The organism is Sphingomonas sp. 8AM (assembly GCF_902506455.1).
Taxonomy (GTDB): Bacteria; Pseudomonadota; Alphaproteobacteria; order Sphingomonadales; family Sphingomonadaceae; genus Sphingomonas.
Window position 1 is genome coordinate 2,170,070 of record NZ_LR733844.1, and the last position, 19,413, is coordinate 2,189,482.

Annotated in this window: 17 protein-coding genes; 6 read left to right on the forward strand and 11 right to left on the reverse strand. The window is 68.5% G+C overall.

Going from position 1 to position 19,413, the window contains the following annotated elements; genetic code table 11:
* Positions 1–6 precede the first annotated feature (6 nt).
* Positions 7–3,147, reverse strand: coding sequence for an alpha-L-rhamnosidase (locus tag BACI71_RS10130; RefSeq protein ID WP_159758267.1), 3,141 nt, complete (start codon positions 3,145–3,147; stop codon positions 7–9).
* Between the two features lie 193 nt (positions 3,148–3,340).
* Between BACI71_RS10130 and BACI71_RS10135 the strand changes: the two genes are divergently transcribed.
* Positions 3,341–4,249 (forward strand): glycoside hydrolase family 27 protein, encoded by a 909-nt coding sequence (locus BACI71_RS10135; RefSeq protein WP_159758269.1) that lies wholly within the window; start codon positions 3,341–3,343, stop codon positions 4,247–4,249.
* Here BACI71_RS10135 and BACI71_RS10140 read toward each other — a convergent pair.
* The 4 genes from BACI71_RS10140 to BACI71_RS10155 form a co-directional block, all read right to left on the reverse strand.
* Positions 4,206–4,583 (reverse strand): thiol-disulfide oxidoreductase DCC family protein, encoded by a 378-nt coding sequence (locus tag BACI71_RS10140; protein WP_159758271.1) that lies wholly within the window; start codon positions 4,581–4,583, stop codon positions 4,206–4,208. The two genes, BACI71_RS10135 and BACI71_RS10140, sit on opposite strands and share 44 nt — an antisense overlap.
* Positions 4,580–6,292: an FAD-dependent oxidoreductase gene (locus BACI71_RS10145; RefSeq protein ID WP_236552938.1), complete on the reverse strand. Its 1,713-nt coding sequence runs from the start codon at positions 6,290–6,292 to the stop codon at positions 4,580–4,582. The genes BACI71_RS10140 and BACI71_RS10145 overlap by 4 nt, the downstream gene beginning before the upstream one ends.
* 67 nt (positions 6,293–6,359) lie before the next feature.
* On the reverse strand, positions 6,360–6,794 hold the full coding sequence (locus tag BACI71_RS10150; RefSeq protein ID WP_159758275.1) for an acyl-CoA thioesterase: 435 nt from the start codon (positions 6,792–6,794) through the stop codon (positions 6,360–6,362).
* A gap of 104 nt (positions 6,795–6,898) precedes the next feature.
* Entirely contained in the window at positions 6,899–7,717 is an 819-nt protein-coding gene (locus BACI71_RS10155) for a formate/nitrite transporter family protein (protein ID WP_159758277.1), read from the reverse strand.
* Positions 7,718–7,872: 155 nt separating this feature from the next.
* On the opposite strand from BACI71_RS10155, the gene BACI71_RS10160 reads away from it, so the two are divergent.
* Entirely contained in the window at positions 7,873–8,676 is an 804-nt protein-coding gene (locus tag BACI71_RS10160) for an NIPSNAP family protein (protein WP_159758279.1), read from the forward strand.
* A gap of 145 nt (positions 8,677–8,821) precedes the next feature.
* Here the strand turns inward: BACI71_RS10160 and BACI71_RS10165 are convergent, their stop codons facing one another.
* On the reverse strand, positions 8,822–8,962 hold the full coding sequence (locus BACI71_RS10165; RefSeq protein ID WP_159758281.1) for a hypothetical protein: 141 nt from the start codon (positions 8,960–8,962) through the stop codon (positions 8,822–8,824).
* Positions 8,963–9,060: 98 nt separating this feature from the next.
* On the opposite strand from BACI71_RS10165, the gene ppk2 reads away from it, so the two are divergent.
* A complete protein-coding gene (gene ppk2 / locus BACI71_RS10170) occupies positions 9,061–9,819 on the forward strand; it encodes a polyphosphate kinase 2 (RefSeq protein ID WP_159758283.1) in 759 nt (252 codons plus the stop codon).
* A 26-nt stretch (positions 9,820–9,845) separates the two neighbouring features.
* Positions 9,846–10,196, forward strand: a complete 351-nt coding sequence (locus BACI71_RS10175; RefSeq protein WP_159758285.1) for a hypothetical protein — start codon at positions 9,846–9,848, stop codon at positions 10,194–10,196.
* Positions 10,197–10,374: 178 nt separating this feature from the next.
* Here BACI71_RS10175 and BACI71_RS10180 read toward each other — a convergent pair whose 3' ends face one another.
* The 5 genes from BACI71_RS10180 to BACI71_RS10200 all read right to left on the reverse strand — a co-directional run bounded on the left by BACI71_RS10180 (position 10,375) and on the right by BACI71_RS10200 (position 16,079).
* Entirely contained in the window at positions 10,375–12,078 is a 1,704-nt protein-coding gene (locus tag BACI71_RS10180) for a cation acetate symporter (RefSeq protein ID WP_159758287.1), read from the reverse strand.
* Positions 12,075–12,383: a DUF485 domain-containing protein gene (locus BACI71_RS10185; protein WP_159758289.1), complete on the reverse strand. Its 309-nt coding sequence runs from the start codon at positions 12,381–12,383 to the stop codon at positions 12,075–12,077. The genes BACI71_RS10180 and BACI71_RS10185 overlap by 4 nt, the downstream gene beginning before the upstream one ends.
* Before the next feature lie 80 nt (positions 12,384–12,463).
* Positions 12,464–13,048, reverse strand: a complete 585-nt coding sequence (locus BACI71_RS17920) for a PEPxxWA-CTERM sorting domain-containing protein (RefSeq protein WP_236552939.1) — start codon at positions 13,046–13,048, stop codon at positions 12,464–12,466.
* A 49-nt stretch (positions 13,049–13,097) separates the two neighbouring features.
* Positions 13,098–14,975, reverse strand: a complete 1,878-nt coding sequence (locus BACI71_RS10195) for a DUF6055 domain-containing protein (protein WP_159758291.1) — start codon at positions 14,973–14,975, stop codon at positions 13,098–13,100.
* Positions 14,976–15,104: 129 nt separating this feature from the next.
* Positions 15,105–16,079, reverse strand: a complete 975-nt coding sequence (locus BACI71_RS10200) for a family 43 glycosylhydrolase (protein ID WP_159758293.1) — start codon at positions 16,077–16,079, stop codon at positions 15,105–15,107.
* A gap of 116 nt (positions 16,080–16,195) precedes the next feature.
* Between BACI71_RS10200 and BACI71_RS10205 the strand changes: the two genes are divergently transcribed.
* Both BACI71_RS10205 and BACI71_RS10210 read left to right on the forward strand, forming a co-directional pair.
* On the forward strand, positions 16,196–17,335 hold the full coding sequence (locus BACI71_RS10205; protein ID WP_159758295.1) for a 1,4-beta-xylanase: 1,140 nt from the start codon (positions 16,196–16,198) through the stop codon (positions 17,333–17,335).
* Between the two features lie 102 nt (positions 17,336–17,437).
* Positions 17,438–19,378: a putative bifunctional diguanylate cyclase/phosphodiesterase gene (locus BACI71_RS10210; protein WP_159758297.1), complete on the forward strand. Its 1,941-nt coding sequence runs from the start codon at positions 17,438–17,440 to the stop codon at positions 19,376–19,378.
* The last annotated feature ends 35 nt before the right edge of the window (positions 19,379–19,413 follow it).

The window sequence follows — 19,413 nt, forward strand, 5'->3', positions numbered from 1 at the left end:
GGCGCGTCAGCCGACCTCGAAGCGGTAGCCGCCCGCCGGGACGCGGAGGATCGCTTCGCGATCGGTGCGTTCCGCGGTGGCGACCGGCTTGCCGGCTTCGAGAATACGCGCGCCCGGTGCCGCGGGCAGGTGGACCCGTGCCACGCTGCCAACCGGCACGGTCAGGTCGAGCGCGAAGCGATCCTTCTCCTGCGTCCACCGCGTGCTGATCCGCCCCAGCCGCGAGTCATAGGTCGCGCCCGCTGTCGTCATCCGCGCATCGCGTAGCGGGCGCACCGTAAAGCGCGTGAAGCCCGGTGCGGCCGGCGCGATCCCGGCAATGCGCCGGAACATGAAGCCGACCACCGCGCCGAGCGCGTAATGGTTGAACGAGTTCATCGACCGGTCACCCGCGTCGCTGTTCCAGCGTTCCCAGGTCGTCGTCGCGCCCTTGGCGATCATATAGCCCCATGACGGATAGCCGGTGCGCAGCAACAGGTCGTAGACCAGCGCGATCTCTCCCGCATCCGCCAGCACGTCGAGGCTGTACGGCGTGCCGAGGAAGCCGGTCGACAGCAACGTGCCGCGCCGCCGGATGTCCGCCACCAGCCGCTGCGCCGCCCCTGCACGCGCGCCCGGCGCGAGCAGATCGAAATGCAGTGCAAGGATGTAGCCGGTCTGCGATCCGTTGCCGATCGTGCCGTCCACCTTGACGAAGGTGCGACGGAACGCCTCGCCCAGCCTGCCGGCCAGTGCCGCATAATGCGTCGCCTCCGCGGCGCGTCCGCTGGCGCGCGCCATGTCGGCCATCTGGTCGGCCGCGCCTTTCCAGAAAGCGGTGCCGATCAGATCCTTGGGCGTGGTCGGATCGCCGGGATTGACCGCGTCCAGCGCCAGCCAGTCACCATAGTCCACGCCGCGCGCCTTCGACCAGACGAAGCCGGGATTGCTGGCCTCGATCGACGCAAGGAAGCGCGCCATCGACGTCCAGTGCTGGTCGATGATGCCGGTATCGCCGTAACGCTGCCACACCGTCCACGGCAGCGCGACCCCGGCATCGCCCCAGCCGGGCGAGGAACCGGGTTCGGCGAAATGATCGTGGCGCGCGACCGGCGCGATGTCCGAATAGGCGCCGCTGTCGCGCTGTGCATCGCGCATGTCGCGCATGAAGCGCTGCGTGAACGCAGCGGTGTCCATGTTGAAGCTGGCCGCGTCCCAGAAGACGTGCGCGTCACCGGTCCAGCCCAGCCGCTCGTCGCGCTGCGGGCAGTCGGTCGGGAGGCCGGTGAAGTTCGAGCGCTGGCTCCACCGGCTGTTCTGCCACAGCCGTTGCGGGACGTAGCTGCCGAGGCGCAGGTCGCTGGTCTCGGTCAGGTCGCTGCGGATCGAGATGCCGGTGATCTCCGCCGCGGTGATCGGTCGTCCCAGCCCTTCGACCTGCACATAGCGGAAGCCGTGGTAGGTGAAGCGTGGTTCGTAGCGTTCGATGCCATCGCCAGCGAACGTATAGTGATCGGTGGCGTCGGCGGCGCGCAGGTTGCTCTGGTCGACGCTGCCATCGGGGTTGAGCAGCTCGGCGTAGCGAAGCCGCACCGTCTGCCCGCGCCGTCCGGTCAGCGCGACGCGCACCCAGCCGGTGAAATTCTGGCCGAAGTCCACGACCGACGCGCCATCGGCGAGCGTGGTGACCGCCAGTGCCGGCATCCGCTCCTTGCGGCGGATCGGTGGGACCGTCGCTGCGATCAGCGCCGCGGTCGCGGATGTGGCCGGCACCGCCGGTGACCAGTCGGCCCCGGGCGTGACATCGGCGCGGCTCCACCCTGCCCGCGCGCGCCGCGCGTCATAGCGTTCGCCGTCATAGATCGTCGCGCTGGTGACCGGCGATTCCGCGACCGTCCAGCCGGGTCCGGTCGCGACCGTCTGCACACGTCCATCGACATAGCGAATCTCGAGCTGCCCGAAGATGCGCAGCGGCGGCTCGCCGAAGGAATAGCGACCGTCGGGCGAGATATAGCTGCCGTACCAGCCATCGGCGACATGCACGCCCAGCACATTGTCGCCGGGCACCAGCGTGTCGGTGACGTCCTCGACGCAATACAGGCAGTGCTTTCGATAGTCAGTGAACTCCGGGCGCAGCAGCGCGTCGTCGAGCCGCCGGCCGTTCAGCTCGGCCTCGTACATGCCCAGCGCGGTCAGGTAGAGTCGCGCGTCGGCCACGCGCCCGTCGACGCGGAACGGGCGCCGCAGCAGCGTCGCCGCGCGCGCGGGCATCGTCGCCTGCCCGCCGGTCGCACCGGTCGGCAACCAACCGTCGTCGGCGGCGCGCTCGCCGATCCGGTATTCGAGCGTTTCGCCGCCGACGCGGAGCGTGCGCCTGCCGCGGGTGGCGATCCGCAGCAACGTCGCCGCCTGCGCGGGCGCGGCTCCCGACGCGCGCGTTTCGATCGTCAGGACATGCGCACCGGCCGCCACCGGAACCTGCGCGCTGCGCGGGCCGGGTGCGCCCCAGCCGCCACGCTTCGGCGCGATGATCTCGGCGTCGTCGAGCCGCACCCGGCCATTGCCGCTGCAGCCGATCAGCGCAGTCAACTCGCCGTCCTGCGCGGCGTCGAAGCGCAGCCGGAACGTCACGCGCTCGCCGCGCACCGCGGGTGCCGCGCTACGCCACGGCAGCCCGAGGTCGCGATCGTCGCGCTGCGCCGGTGTCTCGGCCGACAGCCACGCCGCCGACCAGTCGGACGGCGCGAGCAACCCCATCTCCCAGAACGCGACCGGCGAGGTGGCGACGGCGCCGGCCTCGTCCCATGCCGTTACCCGCCACCACGCCCGCTGGCGCGCGGCGAGCGGCGCGCCGGCGTAAGCGACGTCAAAGCATTGCTCGCCCGCGACCCGGCCACTGTCCCAGAGATCGTACCGGCCAGCCGCCGCCGCGGCCGCCGACGAAGCGACCCCCACGCGCCACGCCGCTTGCCGCGCGCCCCGGCGGTCCGAGCGAAGCTGCCACGACAGCCGCGGGCGCGCCTCATGCAGCCCCATCGGATCGCGCAACCCGCCGACCAGCAACCCGTCGACGCTCCAGCCCGGCGCCCCCGCGAACGCGCCGACCCGCGCGGGAAGCAGGGCGAGGCCGGCGCCGGCCCCCATCAGAACGGAACGTCGCCTCGCCATCAACTTCCTCCCCATGGCCGCCATCCACCCTGGCAAAAGGCGCTAACCATCGCGCCACGATATTAATCTGACAATTGCGTGTCCAGTAGTGGCGCGTCGATCCCGCTATCCACAATTTCGCTGGATCGTATACGGAAGGATGGATCGATCGGGTGAAGCCGCCCGGTCTGCGGCAGACGAGAGAGATCCACGCGTGACCATCGGCAGGCAAATCGTGCGGGCGGCATTCGGCGCGGCAGCGATGGCGCTGAGCGCCGGCTCCACAGCGGCACCGGCGCAGATCGCCGCGCCCACGCCGCCGATGGGGTGGAACCCCTATAACGTCTTCGACCTGAACTACGGTGAAGCGGAGGTGATGGCGCAGGCCGATCTCCTCGTGTCGTCGGGGCTGGCGCAGGTCGGCTACGATCACGTCAACGTCGATGATGGCTGGTGGCTGCGCCGCGAGGGCGACACGATCCGCGTGCGCACCACCATCTACCCGTCCGCCGCGCTGCCCGACGGCACCACCAGCCTGCGCCCGTTCGTCGATCGCCTTCACGCGATGGGGCTGAAGGCAGGCATCTACACCGATATCGGGCTGAACACCTGTTCGCAGCGCTGGCGTCCGCAGACCCCGAATCTACCCGAAGGCACCGTGCGGCAACGCGAGGTCGGCACCTTCGGCCATCACGCGCCGGACGCCGTCTTGCTGTTCGCGAAATGGGGCTTCGACTTCATCAAGGTCGATGCCTGCGGTGTCGCCGACTTTACCCCCGACGTGCCCGAGGTGAAGGACGGCACGTTGCGCCCCTTCGCGCCGCTGATCGTGCGCGAGCATCCCGCCCGGTCGGATGCGACCGGGCTGGCGCGCCAATATGCCAGCTTCGTCGCCGCGGTGCGCCGGGCCGCGCCGGGGCGGACGCCGCTGGTGTCGATCTGCGCGTGGGGACAGGCGGACGTCAACGACTGGGCGGGTCGCTACGCCCAGATGTCGCGCACCAGCTTCGATATCTCGCCGAACTGGAAGGCAATGCTGTTCAACTTCGACAGCGCCGCCCCGCGCGCCGCGAACGGCGTCACGTCTTTCGCCTGGCATCGCGTGCGGCTGACGCGGCGCTGACGACGCGCTGCATCCACGGGCGAATCCGCAGGAAGCCGGCATAGCCACGATCGAGAAGCGCCAGCACCACACGGTGCCGCGCCACGATCCCCAGCGGGCGAAGCAGCGGGATCGCGCGCCACATCGCCGCAAAGGCCGCGGCGCCGGAGAGCATCGGCCCGCCGTCCTCGCGCGCATGGAAGCGCGCCAGCATCGCCGCGCGGTCGATCGGGCATGCCGCGTGCGTCACATCGACGAACGTGATCCGCCCCCGCGTGTCGAGCCGTCGCATCATCGCGATCTCGCGCCGGCACAGCGGACACCTGCCGTCGTGCCAGACCGTGACGCGGCTCATCCCGCCCGGTCCGGATTGTCGCGGCGGATGCGGTCGGCGAGAACCGTCGCGAACGCCACCCATGCGACGAACGGCACCGACAGCGCCGCCGCGGGCCGATCGACCTTCGCGGCGGTGGCCGCCAGCGCCGCGCCGGACGCCACCATCGCCCCGGACGCGACGGTGCTCGCGTTCAGCCGCTTGCGCCGGAAGAACAATTCGGTCCACCCGCCGATCATGGCGCTATTGGCCAGCCACAATCCGACCGCGGCGTTGCGCGCCGCACCCGGTGGTTTCCGCAACAGCCGGTATCCGCCGATCGCCAGCCCGGTCTCCAGCGCCGGCCATACCGCGCCGAACGCGGCGTCGGGGGGCGTGAAGCCGGGCTTGTCGAGCCGGCGATACCAGCGGCGGATACCCGGATGCGACCGATCGGGCGCGTTGCGGCGACCGAGGACCGCGCTCGCCCCCAGCGTCAGCGCGACCACACCCAGTGCGGCGAGTGGGGACAGGCCGTGCCGCGGGGCCTTCGCCACGGGCACCGCGCCGTCATAGCGCGACAGGTCGGGAGCGTGATCGTCACCGCCGCCCGACAGCGCGCCGGTGACTGCCATCACCGCCGGCCGACTGGCCACTGCCAGGGCCGCGTGCAGCGCATGGATGCCGAGGCGGCTGCGCGGATTCGCCATCCGCGCCGCGAAGCCCGGTATCGCCTGCGCATTCTCGACCATCGGGCGTAGCTGCCGTTCGTACCCATCGAACGCCGCGGACAGGTCGGCGGCGCGGATCAGCTCGCCTGCCAGCACCCGCGCGCCGGTCACCGCCAGTGTCGTGCCCACCCCGCCCATCGGCGTCACGCACCACGCGGCATCGCCGCACAGCACCACCCGCCCGGTCGACCAGCGCGGCATCCGCACCTGCCGCAGCACGTCGAAATAGAAATCTTCGGTCGTCTCCATCGCGGCGAGCACGCGCGGCGCCTGCCAGCCGGCATCGGCGAACGTCTCGCGCAGCCACGCCTTCTGACGCGCGACCGCCCAGTCCTGCTCGCCCGACGGCGGCTTCTGCACCGCCAGCATCGCGCGCGTCGTGCCGTGTCGATCGGGGCGCAGCGACACGCTGCGACCGCCGGTGGCATGGTACCAGCGCCACAGCCGATCGTCATCGGCGCGCCGGGGGATCGTGAAATAGGCCATCGACAGGTTCATGAAGCGTGGCCGGTTCTCGCCGGGGAAGATCAGCTCGCGTGTCGCAGACCCGACGCCCTCGGCAACGATCACCGCATCGAATCGCTCGGTCGCGCCGCCCGTGAACGTCACCGCCGCGCCGTCCGCCCGGTCCTCGATCGCGGTGACATGGTCGCCGAACCGGTAGCGGACATGATCGCGCGCGGCGTCGTACAGCAGCCGCGCGAGATCGCCGCGCAGGATCTCCATCTCGGCGGTCGGACCGTTCGCGCCGGTGTCGGCGGTCAGGAACTGCGCCGCGATGCGGCCGTCCTCCGCGATCCAGGCGGTGCCTTCCTCGCCGGTGCCCGCAGCAAGCGCCGCATCCTCCAGCCCCATCGCGCGCAGCACCGTCCGCCCGACGCCGCGTACGTCGACATTCTGCCCGCCATCGCGGAACGTCGGTGCGCGCTCGACGACCGTGACGTCGAACCCCGCGCGCCCCAGCCACCAGGCGCAGCTGTTGCCGGCGACGCTGGCGCCGGTAATCAGGACTTTGCTCACCACGCCGCCATGCTCCTGTTGCGGAGCCACAACGCCGCAGCGGACGAAAGTTACCGGGCCCTTCGCATCATTCCTGCAACGCCTGCATCGCATGCCGCCACGCCGCCGGAAGCGGGGTCGGGCGATGCGTCGCCCGCGCGACACAGACATGGGTGAACAACGCCTCCGCCGCCGCGTCCGCGGCCCCCGAGGCGAACGCGCCGAGCCGGTAGGTGACGCTTGAAGTGACGAGCCGCTCGACCGCGAGGCCGATCTCGACCGGCTCCGGATAGGAGAGTGGACGCGCGTAGCGGCAGCCGGTCTCCACCACCAGCGCGATCGGATCGCCCGCCGCGATATCGAGCAGCCCGGCCGCGATCAGCCAGTTGTTCACCGCGGTGTCGAACCAATGGTAATAGATCGCATTGTTGACGTGGCCATAAGCGTCATTGTCGCTCCACCGCGTGACGATCGGCTGCCACCAGTGATAGTCGCTGCGGGGGCGCAGGGGGTCGCGTGCCATATCCTCTCCTCGCGCACTGTCGCGCAGATTGCGTCGGCGCATCGTGTCACGGAACGCCAGGCCGATCGACCCGCGGCGGGCGATCGACCGCGATGCCGGCCCGGCTAGTCCTTGATCTCGTTCTTGACCTGCGCATGCGCGAGCAGCGCGAACAGGCCGGTCCCGCCCAGGATATTGCCCAGCAGCGCCGGCAGCACGAACCCGCCCAGCGCCCAGCCGACGCTCGCCTGCCCCGCCCACATCAGCAGGAACGCCTCCGACGCGCCCGCGACCACGTGCGCGAATCCGCCGAGCGAGATCGCATAGGTGACCGCGAAGACGATCCAGAAGTCGCCGCTGTTCACGGCCGAGCGGATCCACGCGATCGACGCGATCAGGAATCCGGCCGGGATCGCCTGCATCAGCGTGTCGAGCGGCGCGCGCTCCAGCAGCTTCTCCGACACCGCGATCATTCCCGCCAGCGTGTCCGGCGGCTGAAGATGCGCATGAACCGCCAGCGCGGTCGCGATCAGCGCGCCGAGCATGTTGGCGACAAAGATCACGCTCCACAGCCGCGCGAGCGACACGAGGTTGCGCGCGCTCGGCGCGCGCACCACCGGCAGCACCGCCACCGCGGTATGCTCGGTGAACAGCTGCAACCGGCCTAGGATCACGATCAGGAACCCGGCCGGATAGCCGAGCGCGATCACCGGCTCCGCCCAGTCGGCTTCGGGCAGATAATGCCGCAGCGCGCCGCTGACCCATAGCGACGCCATGATCGCGATCCCGGCCGCAAAGCCGGACCAGAACAGCGATGCGACCGGGCGCGCCAGCTCGTCCTCGCCCTGTTCGGCGACTGCGGCATGGACGACGCGCGCCGCCGGGGCGCTACGCTCCTCGGCCTCGGCCGCCTCGCCTGCCTGTTGCTCGTCTCGATCGGACATCGTCGCCTCCACTCGCCCGCCCAACGCGCCGTCGCGGCGGATCGCTCAACGTGCGCGATCCGGCTTGATCGGGGTCATGACGATCGACGCCGCGCACGGCTTGACCGCGCCGCCGCCATCGGCATCGTGCGCCGACACGACTTTGCGAGGTTTCAATGTCTTACCCAATCGATCGACGTGCCGTGCTGGCGGGCGCCACCGTAGGTGGCATTGCCCTCGCCGCGCCGGGCAGTGAGGCGCAGTCGCGCGGCGCCACGGCCGCGCCGGAAATCTACGAGCTGCGCACCTATCATCTCGTCAACGGCCCGATGCGCGCGGGGCTCGATGCCTATCTGCGCGACGCCTTCATCCCGGCGGCGCGGCGTGCGGGCTGCGGACCGATCGGTGTTTTCGCGGTCAGCATCGGCCCGGCCAGCCCCGGCGTGCTGGTGCTGATCCCGCACCCGACGCTCGCCGACTTCGCCGCGCTTCCCGCGCGGCTGGCGGCCGACAGGCAGCATCAGCAGGCCGGTGCACCGTTCCTCGACGCCACGCCCACCGCACCGGGCTTCGCGTCGCTGGACGTCAAGCTGATGCGCGCGTTCCCGCACCTGCCGCGTATCGAAGTGCCGGCCACCGGAGCCGCGCGCCTTTTCGAGTTGCGCACCTATTTCAGCCCGAGCGACAAGACGGGCACGACCAAGATCGAGATGTTCGATACCGGCGGCGAGATCGAGATCTTCCGCCGGACCGGCCTTACCCCGGTGTTCTTCGCACAGGATCTGACCGGGGAACGGCTGCCAAGCCTGACCTATATGCTCACCTTCCCCGATCTGGCGACGCGCGAGCGCAACTGGCGGACGTTCGGATCGGACCCGGCGTGGAAGCGACTGATCGGCACGCCCGGGCTGACCGATCCGGAGATCACGACCGGGATCGACAACCGAATTCTAAGCCCGACGCCCTATTCGCAGGTCTGACCGGCGGTCGGAACGGTTCGGGTAAGGCGGGCTCGATCCCTCGACCTGCATCGTCGCCCCGGACCTGGTCCGGGGCCCGCTTCCGCTTGTTCAACGGTGTAGAACAGCGGGATCCCGGATCACGTCGGGAATGACGGAAAAGCGATCACCCGCGCGCCGGGGCCAGACGCTGCGCCATCGCGCGTTCGACCGGGGTGAGGCCGGCGAGCGGATCGTCGTTGATGCGACGCTTGGAAGTTGAAGCCGGCTTGGCAGCGCCGAACAGGCTCAGGGTCGTGCGGGTCATGTCCATCCTTCGGGGCGGTCGGCGCGCCATGCGCCGGGCATGGCAGGAACCGGAATGTTCGGGCTTGGTTCCACGCACACACGCACAGGGAGCCGGCGATGGACAAGGACCGCTACGCACACGAGCTGGAGAAGGCGCAACTCGCGCTGGTGGAGGCGCAGCTCGCCGCGGTGCAGGCGGGCGAGCGCGTGGTGATCGTGCTGGAAGGCCGCGACAGCGCGGGCAAGGACGGGACGATCAAGCGGATCATCGAGCATCTGTCCGTGCGCTACACGCGCGTCGTTGCGCTGCCCAAGCCGTCCGACCGCGAACGGACGCAATGGTATTTCCAGCGCTACGTCGCGCATCTCCCCGCCGCGGGCGAGATCGTGATCTTCAACCGCTCCTGGTACAACCGTGCCGGGGTCGAGGTGGTGATGGGCTTCTCGACCGCGGCCGAACAGGCCGAGTTCCTGCGCGACGCCCCCGATTTCGAGCGGATGCTGGTCGAAAGCGGCATCCGGCTGGTCAAGCTGTGGCTCGACATCGACAAGGACGAGCAGGAGGAACGGTTGAAGGCGCGCCGCACCGACCCGCTCAAGCAATTGAAGGTCTCGGACATGGACAAGGTCGCACAGGCGAAGTGGGACGAATATTCCACCGCGCGCGACACGATGCTGGTGCGCACGCACACCCCGCTCGCGCCATGGCATTGCGTGCGGGCCGACCACAAGAAGGCGGCGCGGATTGCGGTGTTGCGGCATCTCGTCCACCAGATCGCCCCGGCGCGGGTCGCGCAGGAGGTGCCCGTGGCCGATCCGGAGGTGCTGTTCACGTTCGAGCGCGCGGCGCTGGAGGACGGACGGCTGGCGCGCTGATCTGATCCGCGTTAATTCCCACGCACATGGGTATCCTGTGCGTTCTCGGACTTCACCGCTGGGCCGGCCGGCCGACCGCGCGCGCCGGCACCACCGTCTATCGCTGCGCGGCGTGCGGTGCGCGGCTGGTGCTCCACAATCATCGCACCCGGCGGCACAAGCGCGGCTGGGCCGCCGTGGCGCTGGTCCTGTCCGGCGCGATCTGGTTCGTCAGCTACAATCTGGTCTTCCACGGCCGCACCCGCGTCCTCCACACCGCCTCCGCCGCCGCGCGCAAGGCGGAGATCGTCGCCGGACGCGGCCGCGCCGCGATCCACCGCGCGCAGGGCGACAGCGGCACCTATATCGACGGCGATGGCGACGGAGACCCGAAGTAGGCCGGATCGCCGTTTAGTATCTCCAAGCAGATGATCGTTTTTGGGCCGCGCCCGTTCCTCATTCGTCGCCCCGGATCTGATCCGGGGCCCCGCTTCTTGCGACCCCAGTAAAAGCGGGATCCCGGATCAAGTCCGGGATGACGATCGAGAAAAGGTGCGCGTTGGCCGTCGATTTGTCTCAGTGCGACGACGCCGCCGCCGCGCCGATCCCGGTCTCGGCACGGACGTGCTGCGCCAGATAGCCGCCGCGATCGACCGCAGCCCGCCCGCTGCGATCGAGCAGCGAGACCAGCCAGATCGTCACGAACGCGGCGGGCATCGAGAAGATCGCCGGTGACGAATAGGGGAAGATCGCCGCGGGATAGCCGAGGATCTTCTCCCACACCGCGGGCGACAGCACCGTCAGCACCACTGCCAGCACCAGCCCGAGCGTCCCGCCCGCGACGACGCCGCGCGTCGTGCAGCCTTTCCAGAACAGCGACAGCAACAGCACCGGGAAATTGCCCGACGCCGCCACCGCAAACGCGAGGCTGACCATGAACGCGACGTTCTGCTTTTCGAAGATGATGCCGAGCAGGATCGCGACCACCGCCAGCACCAGCACCGTGCGCCGCGACACGCGCAGCTCGGCGGCAGGATCGGCGGCCCCCTTGCGCAGCACGGTCGCGTAGAGATCGTGGCTCACCGCCGACGCGCCCGACAGCGTCAGCCCGGCGACCACCGCCAGGATCGTCGCGAACGCCACCGCCGAGATGAAGCCGAGGAACAGGTTGCCGCCGACGGCGTGCGCGAGATGGATCGCCGCCATGTTGCCGCCGCCGAGCAGCGCGCCAGCCGGGTCGAGATAGCGCGGCGCGGTCGCGACCAGCACGATCGCGCCGAAGCCGATGATGAAGGTCAAAAGGTAGAAATAGCCGATCCACCCCGTCGCCCACAGCACCGACTTCCGCGCCGCTTGCGCATCGGGCACCGTGAAGAAGCGCATCAGGATATGCGGCAGCCCGGCGGTCCCGAACATCAGCGCGAGTCCGAACGACACCGCCGAGACCGGGTCCTTGATGAAATTGCCCGGCCCCATGATCGACCGGCCCTTGCTCGCCGCCGCCGCCGGATCGGCACCCGCTGCGGCGGCGAGCCCGGTCTTCACCGCGACCGCGCGCGCGAACAGCGCCTCGAACGAGAAACCGAACTGCCACAGCACCGCCAGCGCCATGAACGTGGCGCTCCCCAGCAACAGCACCGCCTTGACGATCTGCACCCAGGTCGTCGCGGTCATGCCCCCGAACAGCACGTAGAGCGTCATCAGCACGCCGACGATCACCACCGCATATTCGTAGCGGAGTCCGAACAGCAATTTGATGAGCTGCCCCGCGCCCACCATCTGCGCGATCAGGTAGAAAAGGACGACCGTCAGCGTGCTGATCGCCGCAAAACTGCGCACCGGCGTCTGCGCGAAGCGGAAACTGGCGACATCGGCGAACGTATAACGGCCCAGATTGCGCAACCGTTCGGCCATCAGGAACAGGATGATCGGCCAGCCGACGAGGAAACCGATTGAATAGATCAGTCCGTCATAGCCGTCCGCGAAGATCTGCGCCGAGATGCCAAGGAACGACGCCGCCGACATGAAGTCGCCCGCGATCGCCAACCCGTTCTGGAAGCCGGTAATGCCGCCGCCGGCGGTGTAGAAATCGCCCACCGTCCGCGTCCGCCGCGCCGCCCAGCGCGTGATGCCGAGCGTCAGCAAGGCGAAAGCGGCGAACATCGCGATCGCGGTCCAGTTCGTCGGCTGCTGCACGCTCTGCCCGGCCAGCGCATCGGCGAACGCCGGGGCCGGCATCAGCGTCGCGCCGAGCGCGACCGGGATCACGCGCCGCCTCATGCGTCATGCTCCGCCCGCACCGCCTCGACCAGCGGATCGAAACCGCGCGCAGCACGGCGCACGTAGATGCCGGTCAACACGATCGCGAGCACGATTACCGCGAAGCCGGCGACGATCCCGATCGAGGTGACACCGGCGCCGATCGGCTTTGCGAGCAACGCCTTGTCGAACGCGATCAGCAGGATGAAGCTGAGGTACGCGGCCACCATCACCGCGGTCAGCGCCCAGGTAAAGCGCCCGCGACGGTGCACCAGTTCCTGAAATCGTGGATCCGCTGCCACGCGCGCCGCTTCCGCGTCGTCCATCCCGCCCCTCCCGCTGTTGCCGCTACCATGCAGCAATGCGGGCCGGGCGCAAGGGCGATGCGGAATGCTCGCGCGCGACCTCAGGCGCGTGCAATGGCCGATGGAGCGGCGCTCCGCCGCCGCAAGCGTGCGCCGACCACGCCGAAGCCGGCGATCATCATCGCCCAGGTCGCCGGCTCGGGCACCGCGCCGTCCGTGGCGATATCGTCGGTGACGATCGAGAACGACCCGCTCCAGAAGCCGCGGGGCGTCGTCTCCGTGTTAAAGCTGTCGAGCAGTTCGACCCTCAGCAACCCGTCCTCGTTGAGGAAGAAGTCCAGATCCATCGCCACGAGATCGGCGATGCCCTCGACACGCGCGGTGCCCGAATTCTCGAAGTTACGGTCGGGCGTGAACTTGGCCTGGAGGGTGTCGCTCGTGCCGAACCAGACGTGCTGGTCGTTGACGTACGACGGGTCGAGCGCCTCGATGGTCAGCGAATAGCCGATCGAGGTGACATGCGCCCAGGCGCCGATATCCTTCAGGATGACGGTGTTGCCGTTGGTGCCCGCCACGCCCGTCGCGGGCGCGCGGTCGAGCGAGATGACGGTGGTCGCAGCCTGTGCGGCGGCGGGTGCCAGCGCCAGTGCGAGCACGGACAGAGCGATCTTCGTGAACGAGGCCATGATGCGGTGGTCCTTCAGGAATGTGGAGGGCAAGCGCGCGTCGCGCGGTTCAGCAAGGCTTCGACTGATCGGTGTTGCCGTTCAGCGTGTAGTTGTAGGTCCAGAAGATGCGGTTCATCTCCACATCGCAGGCCGTCACCGGGCCGGTGCGCGGCGTCGCGCCTTCGACCTTGATCGTGTACGGGTAGCGCGTGCCCTTGATCGGGCTGCCCACATCCTGCCAGCCGAGGCTTTCGTAGCGCGTCGGGGTCGCCGTGACCGCCAGATAGGCGCGGGTGCCGGCCGGAATGGTCAGCGTGGTGGTGCCGCTGCCGAGGCCGGTGGCCTTGCCGAGCATCGAATAGGTGGGCTTATAGTCGTTTGTGACGGCGACGATTGCGAAGCGCCAGGCGGCGGCATTCGCCTTTGTGCCGCCGGTCAGCGTGACCGTCACCTTCTGTCCCTCCGCCGCCGTCAGCGGGATCAGATGCGTCCCATATTGCAGCAGCGCACGCTCGACCGGCGGCGCGTAGGTGTTCGCGTCCGTGCCCGAGGCCACCATCGGCGTGTAGAAATGGCCGAGGAAGCTGGTGTTCTGGTTGGCGCGAGTCTGGTCGATCAGGCTGGATTGATCGACGAAGTCCATGGCCGCGAGACGCGCGCCATACCAGCCCATGTCGTCCGCGAAGGAATTGAAGCCCTGCGGATAGGCGCCGGTCTGGCCCCCGCGCTGGACGATCGCCTGAACGAAATCCTTGCGGAGGGCGGCATCCTTGTCGCCCGCCTCCCAGCCACCTTGCGTCTTGGACACGATCGGCTTCCAGACGTCATAGACGAGGCTACGCGTTCGATCGTTCTCGAACAGATAGCTCATGAACGGGAAGGCGCCGTAGCGCGACACGGAGAAGAGCGGCCCGCTCTCGAGATTATTCAGATAGAATTCCAGGAACTCGCTTCGCCCGGCAAGCGTATAACCGCCCCATTCCGCGCCAGTCTCCCAGATCGATCCTGCCTGCCAATTGTCCCGGAAGCCGCCCGAGTAATATTGGACCATGTGGCCGAATTCATGCGCCGCCACCTTCGAGCCCTTCGGAACCGCCCAGGCGGAGACACCCTGCTCGGCCCCGGCACTCGCGCCGCAATCGTCCTTGTCGCCGCCGGCGTTTGGACGGCCCGTTCCGCACAGATAGATGTTGAGCTTCTGCTTGTCGTCGCTGTTGGCGAACGGCATCGGGGCGCCCAGCACGTCGCGGTACATCGTCCAGACGCGCTCGTACCAGTCGGCGGTGTCCTTCACCGCCTGCTCCATCGTGCGGTTGTAGACCCAGCGATTGAACCACGGGAATTTGTAATCGTCGGTGGTGCCGTTGCCGTACCAGAAGGCGAAATGCTGCGTCTGGTACAGGTTCAGCTCACCACTGGCGACCAGCTCGGGGGACGTCAGCGGGTGTCCGTTCGGATCGGGGTCGCTATATTTGATGCGATAGGTGTTGGGATCCTCGACAACCGGATGCTGCGCCACCGCCGCGTCGATGACCGAATTGTCGTCATCCGAGAACGAACTCGACCAATAGGCGCGGCGACAGCCGTCCTCCGTTTCCAGCACGACCCGACGATGCGTATCGCCGAAGTCGTAGCTATAGGCCTGGACCAGTCGGGCGGCGAATGGCTGACCATAAGCCGAACCGGCGACGGTGAACGGGTTGCGGGGTGTCGTCGCCAGCCGCGGCGTCCAGGTGCGCAGGTCGCCCTGCCCCCATGGCCAGCGGGTCGAGCGGCTTTGGCAGCCGGTGGCCGCTGCCTCCTCGGGGGCCAGCGTGTAGCTGGCCAGCGTGTGCCCCGGCGCGTCGAGCGTGGCGGATTTGCCGGCGGACGATCCGCCGTCCTGCCCACATCCCGCCAAAAGCCCCAGAACCGCAGCGCCGACTGCTGATTTGGACCGCCTCATCCATCCTCTCCCCTTATCCGTATACCGTATCGGATAGCGGGAGGGCGGTCGGGTCAAGCCGGGGGCTGCTGACCCACTCGCCTCAATCCGGCACAATGACCCGAAATGAGGATTGCGGTGGGATCGTGGTTAGCGACCACTTTGGACCAGACGCGGCGCCGCCGCCCCGTCGGTCATCCGCACCGGCAGAATGCGTCCGTCGGCGGCATAGCGGAGCCGGTCGATCGCCACCTGTCGCTCGCCCGAAAACGGTGCCGGACCCTGCGGGTTCTCCCAACGATGATACACGATCAGCGATTGGCCGGTCCGCGTCCGGACGAAGCTGTGATGCCCTGGCCCCTTGTGCCTGCGGTCGCTGGTCAGGATCGCGCCGCGATATCGCCACGGGCCGATCGGCGACCGGGCGGTGGCATAATGGACCGAATAGTCCGCCGCATTGAAGTGGCCGTGGCTGTAGGAAAGATAATAGGTGCCGTTGCGCTCGTGCACGAACGCACCTTCCGTAAACTGCGGCGGTGTCTCGACCGGCACTTCGCGCGCCAGACCGGTCATGTCCGGGGTCAGCTCCCATATGCGCAGTTTCGCGCCCGCGCTGCCTCCGGCATAGAGGTACGCCTTGCCGTCCTTCGGATCGACGAACACCATCGGGTCGATCGCCTCGAAACCCGGTCCGCCGGTCACCAGCGGCTGCCCGCTGTCGCGGTACGGCCCCGCCGGGCGATCCGCGACCGCGACGCCGATCCGGCTGGGCGTCGGATTCTGTGGGCCCACCGAATAATAGAGATACCATTTGCCGTTGCGTGTCGCGACGCCGGGCGCCCACAGGAAATGCTCCGGCGCGCCGTCGGCGCCGATCCACGCGATCTGGTCGCGGCGAAGCAGCTCGCCGCGTGGCTGCCATGTCTTCAGGTCGCGCGACGAAAACGCCCCGAAGCGATCCGCTGCCCAGCTGCCGCCCGGTCCGCCGGTCGGGAACACCCACAGCTCGCCGTCGATCATCGTCGCGTGCGGGTCCGCGCCCTGAAACTGCGGATTGTCGGCCTGCACCGGCGCAGCGACGGCACCCAGCAGCAGTGCGGCAGAAAGGAGGGGCAAACGGATCATAAACACCTGTCCGATCGGGAGATTGAGCCCGATTGGTAGGATAATTTCTCGCCTTTGCCGATAGTTGAGTTGTATGCCCGGTTCCGGGAACCCCGATAGAGGAAGGAGAGGAAGCGATGAACAGGCGGCTTCTGACGGCGCTGCTCACCGTCGCCACGGTGACGATCGCGCTGCCGGCCGACGCGCGCGCGCGCTGGAGCGAGGCGCAGGCCAGGGCATGGTACCGTGCGCAGCCATGGCTGGTCGGCGCGAACTACACGCCGGCCTCCGCGATTAACCAGCTGGAGATGTGGCAGGCCGAAACATGGGACCCGCAGGCGATCGAGCGCGAGCTCGGCTGGGCGCAGGGCATCGGGATGAACACGATGCGCGTCTTCCTCCACGACCAGCTCTGGCAACAGGACCCGGCCGGATTCCAGCGGCGCGTCGACCAATTCCTGACGATCGCCGCGCGCCATAAGATCAAGCCGTTGTTCGTATTGTTCGACAGCTGCTGGGACCCCGATCCGAAGCTTGGGCCGCAGCATCCACCGATCCCCGGCGTTCACAATTCCGGCTGGGTGCAGGGTCCGGGGCTGCCCGGGCTGCGCGACAAGCGGCGCTACCCCGCGTACAAGGCCTATGTGCAGGGCGTGGTCGGTGCGTTCCGCAACGACCCGCGCGTCCTCGGCTGGGACGTCTGGAACGAGCCGGACAACGGTGCCGATCAATATAAGGGGCAGGACGGCAAGGAGCCGCTGGTCCGCGCGTTGCTCGCACAGGTGTTCGTCTGGGCGCGCGATGCCGAGCCATCGCAACCGCTCACCTCCGGGGTTTGGCAGCATGACGACTGGACCCCGACCGGCGGCAAGCTGACCGCGATGGAGACGCTCCAGCTCCGCCAGTCGGACGTGATCTCGTTCCACGACTATAGCTGGCCCGAGACGTTCGAGGCGCGGGTGAAGCAGCTGCTGCCCTATGGTCGCCCGATCCTGTGCACCGAATATATGGCGCGCGGCAACGGCTCGACGTTCGACGGGTCGCTGCCGATCGGCAAGCGCTACGACGTGGCGATGATCAACTGGGGGTTCGTCGACGGCAAGACGCAGACGCGGTTGCCGTGGGACAGCTGGAAGAAGCCCTATGTTCTGGAGGAGCCGGTGATCTGGTTCCACGAGGTTTTTCGCGGCGACGGGACGCCGTACCGCCGCGCGGAAACCGACCTGATCCGCGCGCTCAGCAGCGCGCCGCGCGGCATCGTGCCCACGGCGCGTTGAACGAAACATGTCGGAAAACGTAAGGAAAAAAGCACATTCTTCCTCACCTGTCCTTGTGACACCTTAACCGAAATCACGTAATTGTCGTTCCATGGACATGTCATGGCGCGACTGATCGCCCGGCTGCGGGAGCTTCGGCATTCCGATCATCGCATCACCGCCCAGGTGCGGGCGGTGCTCGTCGAGTCGCTGTACGCCTCCACGCAATCGCTGGTGATCGGGGCGCTGACCAGCACGACGATCGCTGCGGTGGTCGCGTGGGCGACGGTTGACGCGTGGCTGGCGGCGGCGGCCGTGGCGATCGGCGTGGTCGGCGCGTTGCGCATCGCCGATGCGCTGCGCGCGCATCGCGTGGACGTCGATGCCGAAGCGGCGGCACGCCACGAAGTCGGCTATCGCGTCGGCGCGCTCGCCTATTCGGGACTGCTCGGGCTGTTCGGTTTCCTGACGCTGACGCGCAGCGGCGACGGCGTGGTGCAGTTGCTCGCGGTCACCACCGCGATCGGCTATGCCGCGGGAATCGCCGGACGCAACGCCGGCCGGCCGCGGATCGCGCTGGCGCAATTGTGTCTCGCCTCGCTGCCGCTGTCCGCCGGGCTGCTGATCGGGTTCGAGCCGCTGAAGCTGGTACTGGCGGCGGTCATCGTGTTGTTCGTCGTCGCGATGATCGACATCACGCTGCAGACCTATGGCGCCCTGCTGAAGGCGACGCTAGTCAGCCATGAGAATGCCGCGCTGGCGGCGCACCATGCCGCGCATGCGCGCCGCGACGACCTGACCGGCGTCGCCAACCGCACCGCGTTCCGCGAACAGTTCGAGGAGCGGCTGCGGATGCTGCCCGGCAGCGGCAGCAAGCTGGCGCTCTACTGGCTCGATCTCGACCGGTTCAAGGAGATCAACGACACGTTCGGGCATCTGGCGGGCAATGCGCTGCTCGCCGCGGTCGCCGGGCGGCTGCGCACGCATTTCGACCACGAAAGCGTGGTGGCGCGGCTGGGCGGCGACGAATTCGCGATCCTCTCTCCGGTCGGCGACCGGCAGGAGGCGGCGACGATCGGCGCGGCGATCCTCGCGCTGGTTCGCCGCCCGGTCGCACATGACGGGCATAGTTTGCGCACCAGCGCGTCGATCGGCGTGGCGCTCGCGCCCGAGAACGGGCGCGAGGCCGACACGTTGCTCAAGAACGCCGACCTTGCGCTGTATCGCGCCAAGGAGAGCGGGCGCGGCCAGCTCTATTTCTACGAACCGGTCATGGACGAGAAGATCGAACGCCGCCGCCAGCTCGATTACGAGCTGCACGGCGCGCTGGAACGCGGCGAATTCCATCTGCTGTTTCAACCAATCTTCGATCTCGCCGCCTCCCGCGTGCTGTCGTGCGAGGTGCTGCTGCGCTGGACGAACCGCCATCACGGCGTGGTTTCGCCGGTCGAGTTCATTCCGATTGCCGAGGACAATGGCACGATCGACGCGATCGGCCATTGGGTCCTCTATCAGGCGTGCGAGGTGGCGCGGGACTGGCCCGCCGACATTTCGATCGCGGTCAATCTCTCCCCCATCCAGCTGCGCGCGACGCACCTGCCCGCCGTGGTGCTCGACGCGCTGAACGCCAGCGGGATGCCGCCCGAGCGGCTCAATCTCGAAGTCACCGAGACGGTGTTGCTCGAGGATGTCGAGACGTCGCTCGCCGCGCTGGAGGCGCTCAACCGGCTGCGGGTCCGCACCACGCTCGACGACTTCGGCACCGGTTATTCCTCGCTCAGCTATCTGACACGTTTTCCGTTCCAGACGCTCAAGATCGATCGCTCGTTCGTCACCGATCTCGAACGCAGCCCGGCGTCGATCGCGATCGTCCAGACCGTCGTCGATCTCGGCGCGCAGCTTGGCATGCGGACGATCGCGGAAGGCGTGGAAACACAGGCACAGCTCGACCAGCTGCGCCGCACGCGCTGCGATGCGGTGCAGGGTTATCTGCTCGCCCGCCCGATGCCGGCGGCCATGGTCTCCGCCATGTTGGCCGGCAAGGGCAGCGAAGCGACCGGCTGACGTCCTCCGGTCGACACCGGCCGCACCCGCCCTCG

Excerpts from the sequence above, each read along its gene's own strand:
- BACI71_RS17920 (WP_236552939.1), bottom strand. The coding sequence starts at position 13,048 with ATGGCCTCGTTCACGAAGATCGCTCTGTCCGTGCTCGCACTGGCGCTG.
- BACI71_RS10130 (WP_159758267.1), bottom strand. The coding sequence starts at position 3,147 with ATGGCGAGGCGACGTTCCGTTCTGATGGGGGCCGGCGCCGGCCTCGCC.
- BACI71_RS10155 (WP_159758277.1), bottom strand. The coding sequence starts at position 7,717 with ATGTCCGATCGAGACGAGCAACAGGCAGGCGAGGCGGCCGAGGCCGAG.
- BACI71_RS10165 (WP_159758281.1), bottom strand. The coding sequence starts at position 8,962 with ATGACCCGCACGACCCTGAGCCTGTTCGGCGCTGCCAAGCCGGCTTCA.
- BACI71_RS10210 (WP_159758297.1), top strand. The coding sequence starts at position 17,438 with ATGGCGCGACTGATCGCCCGGCTGCGGGAGCTTCGGCATTCCGATCAT.
- ppk2 (WP_159758283.1), top strand. The coding sequence starts at position 9,061 with ATGGACAAGGACCGCTACGCACACGAGCTGGAGAAGGCGCAACTCGCG.
- BACI71_RS10180 (WP_159758287.1), bottom strand. The coding sequence starts at position 12,078 with ATGAGGCGGCGCGTGATCCCGGTCGCGCTCGGCGCGACGCTGATGCCG.
- BACI71_RS10195 (WP_159758291.1), bottom strand. The coding sequence starts at position 14,975 with ATGAGGCGGTCCAAATCAGCAGTCGGCGCTGCGGTTCTGGGGCTTTTG.
- BACI71_RS10160 (WP_159758279.1), top strand. The coding sequence starts at position 7,873 with ATGTCTTACCCAATCGATCGACGTGCCGTGCTGGCGGGCGCCACCGTA.
- BACI71_RS10150 (WP_159758275.1), bottom strand. The coding sequence starts at position 6,794 with ATGGCACGCGACCCCCTGCGCCCCCGCAGCGACTATCACTGGTGGCAG.
- BACI71_RS10175 (WP_159758285.1), top strand. The coding sequence starts at position 9,846 with ATGGGTATCCTGTGCGTTCTCGGACTTCACCGCTGGGCCGGCCGGCCG.
- BACI71_RS10185 (WP_159758289.1), bottom strand. The coding sequence starts at position 12,383 with ATGGACGACGCGGAAGCGGCGCGCGTGGCAGCGGATCCACGATTTCAG.
- BACI71_RS10205 (WP_159758295.1), top strand. The coding sequence starts at position 16,196 with ATGAACAGGCGGCTTCTGACGGCGCTGCTCACCGTCGCCACGGTGACG.
- BACI71_RS10200 (WP_159758293.1), bottom strand. The coding sequence starts at position 16,079 with ATGATCCGTTTGCCCCTCCTTTCTGCCGCACTGCTGCTGGGTGCCGTC.
- BACI71_RS10140 (WP_159758271.1), bottom strand. The coding sequence starts at position 4,583 with ATGAGCCGCGTCACGGTCTGGCACGACGGCAGGTGTCCGCTGTGCCGG.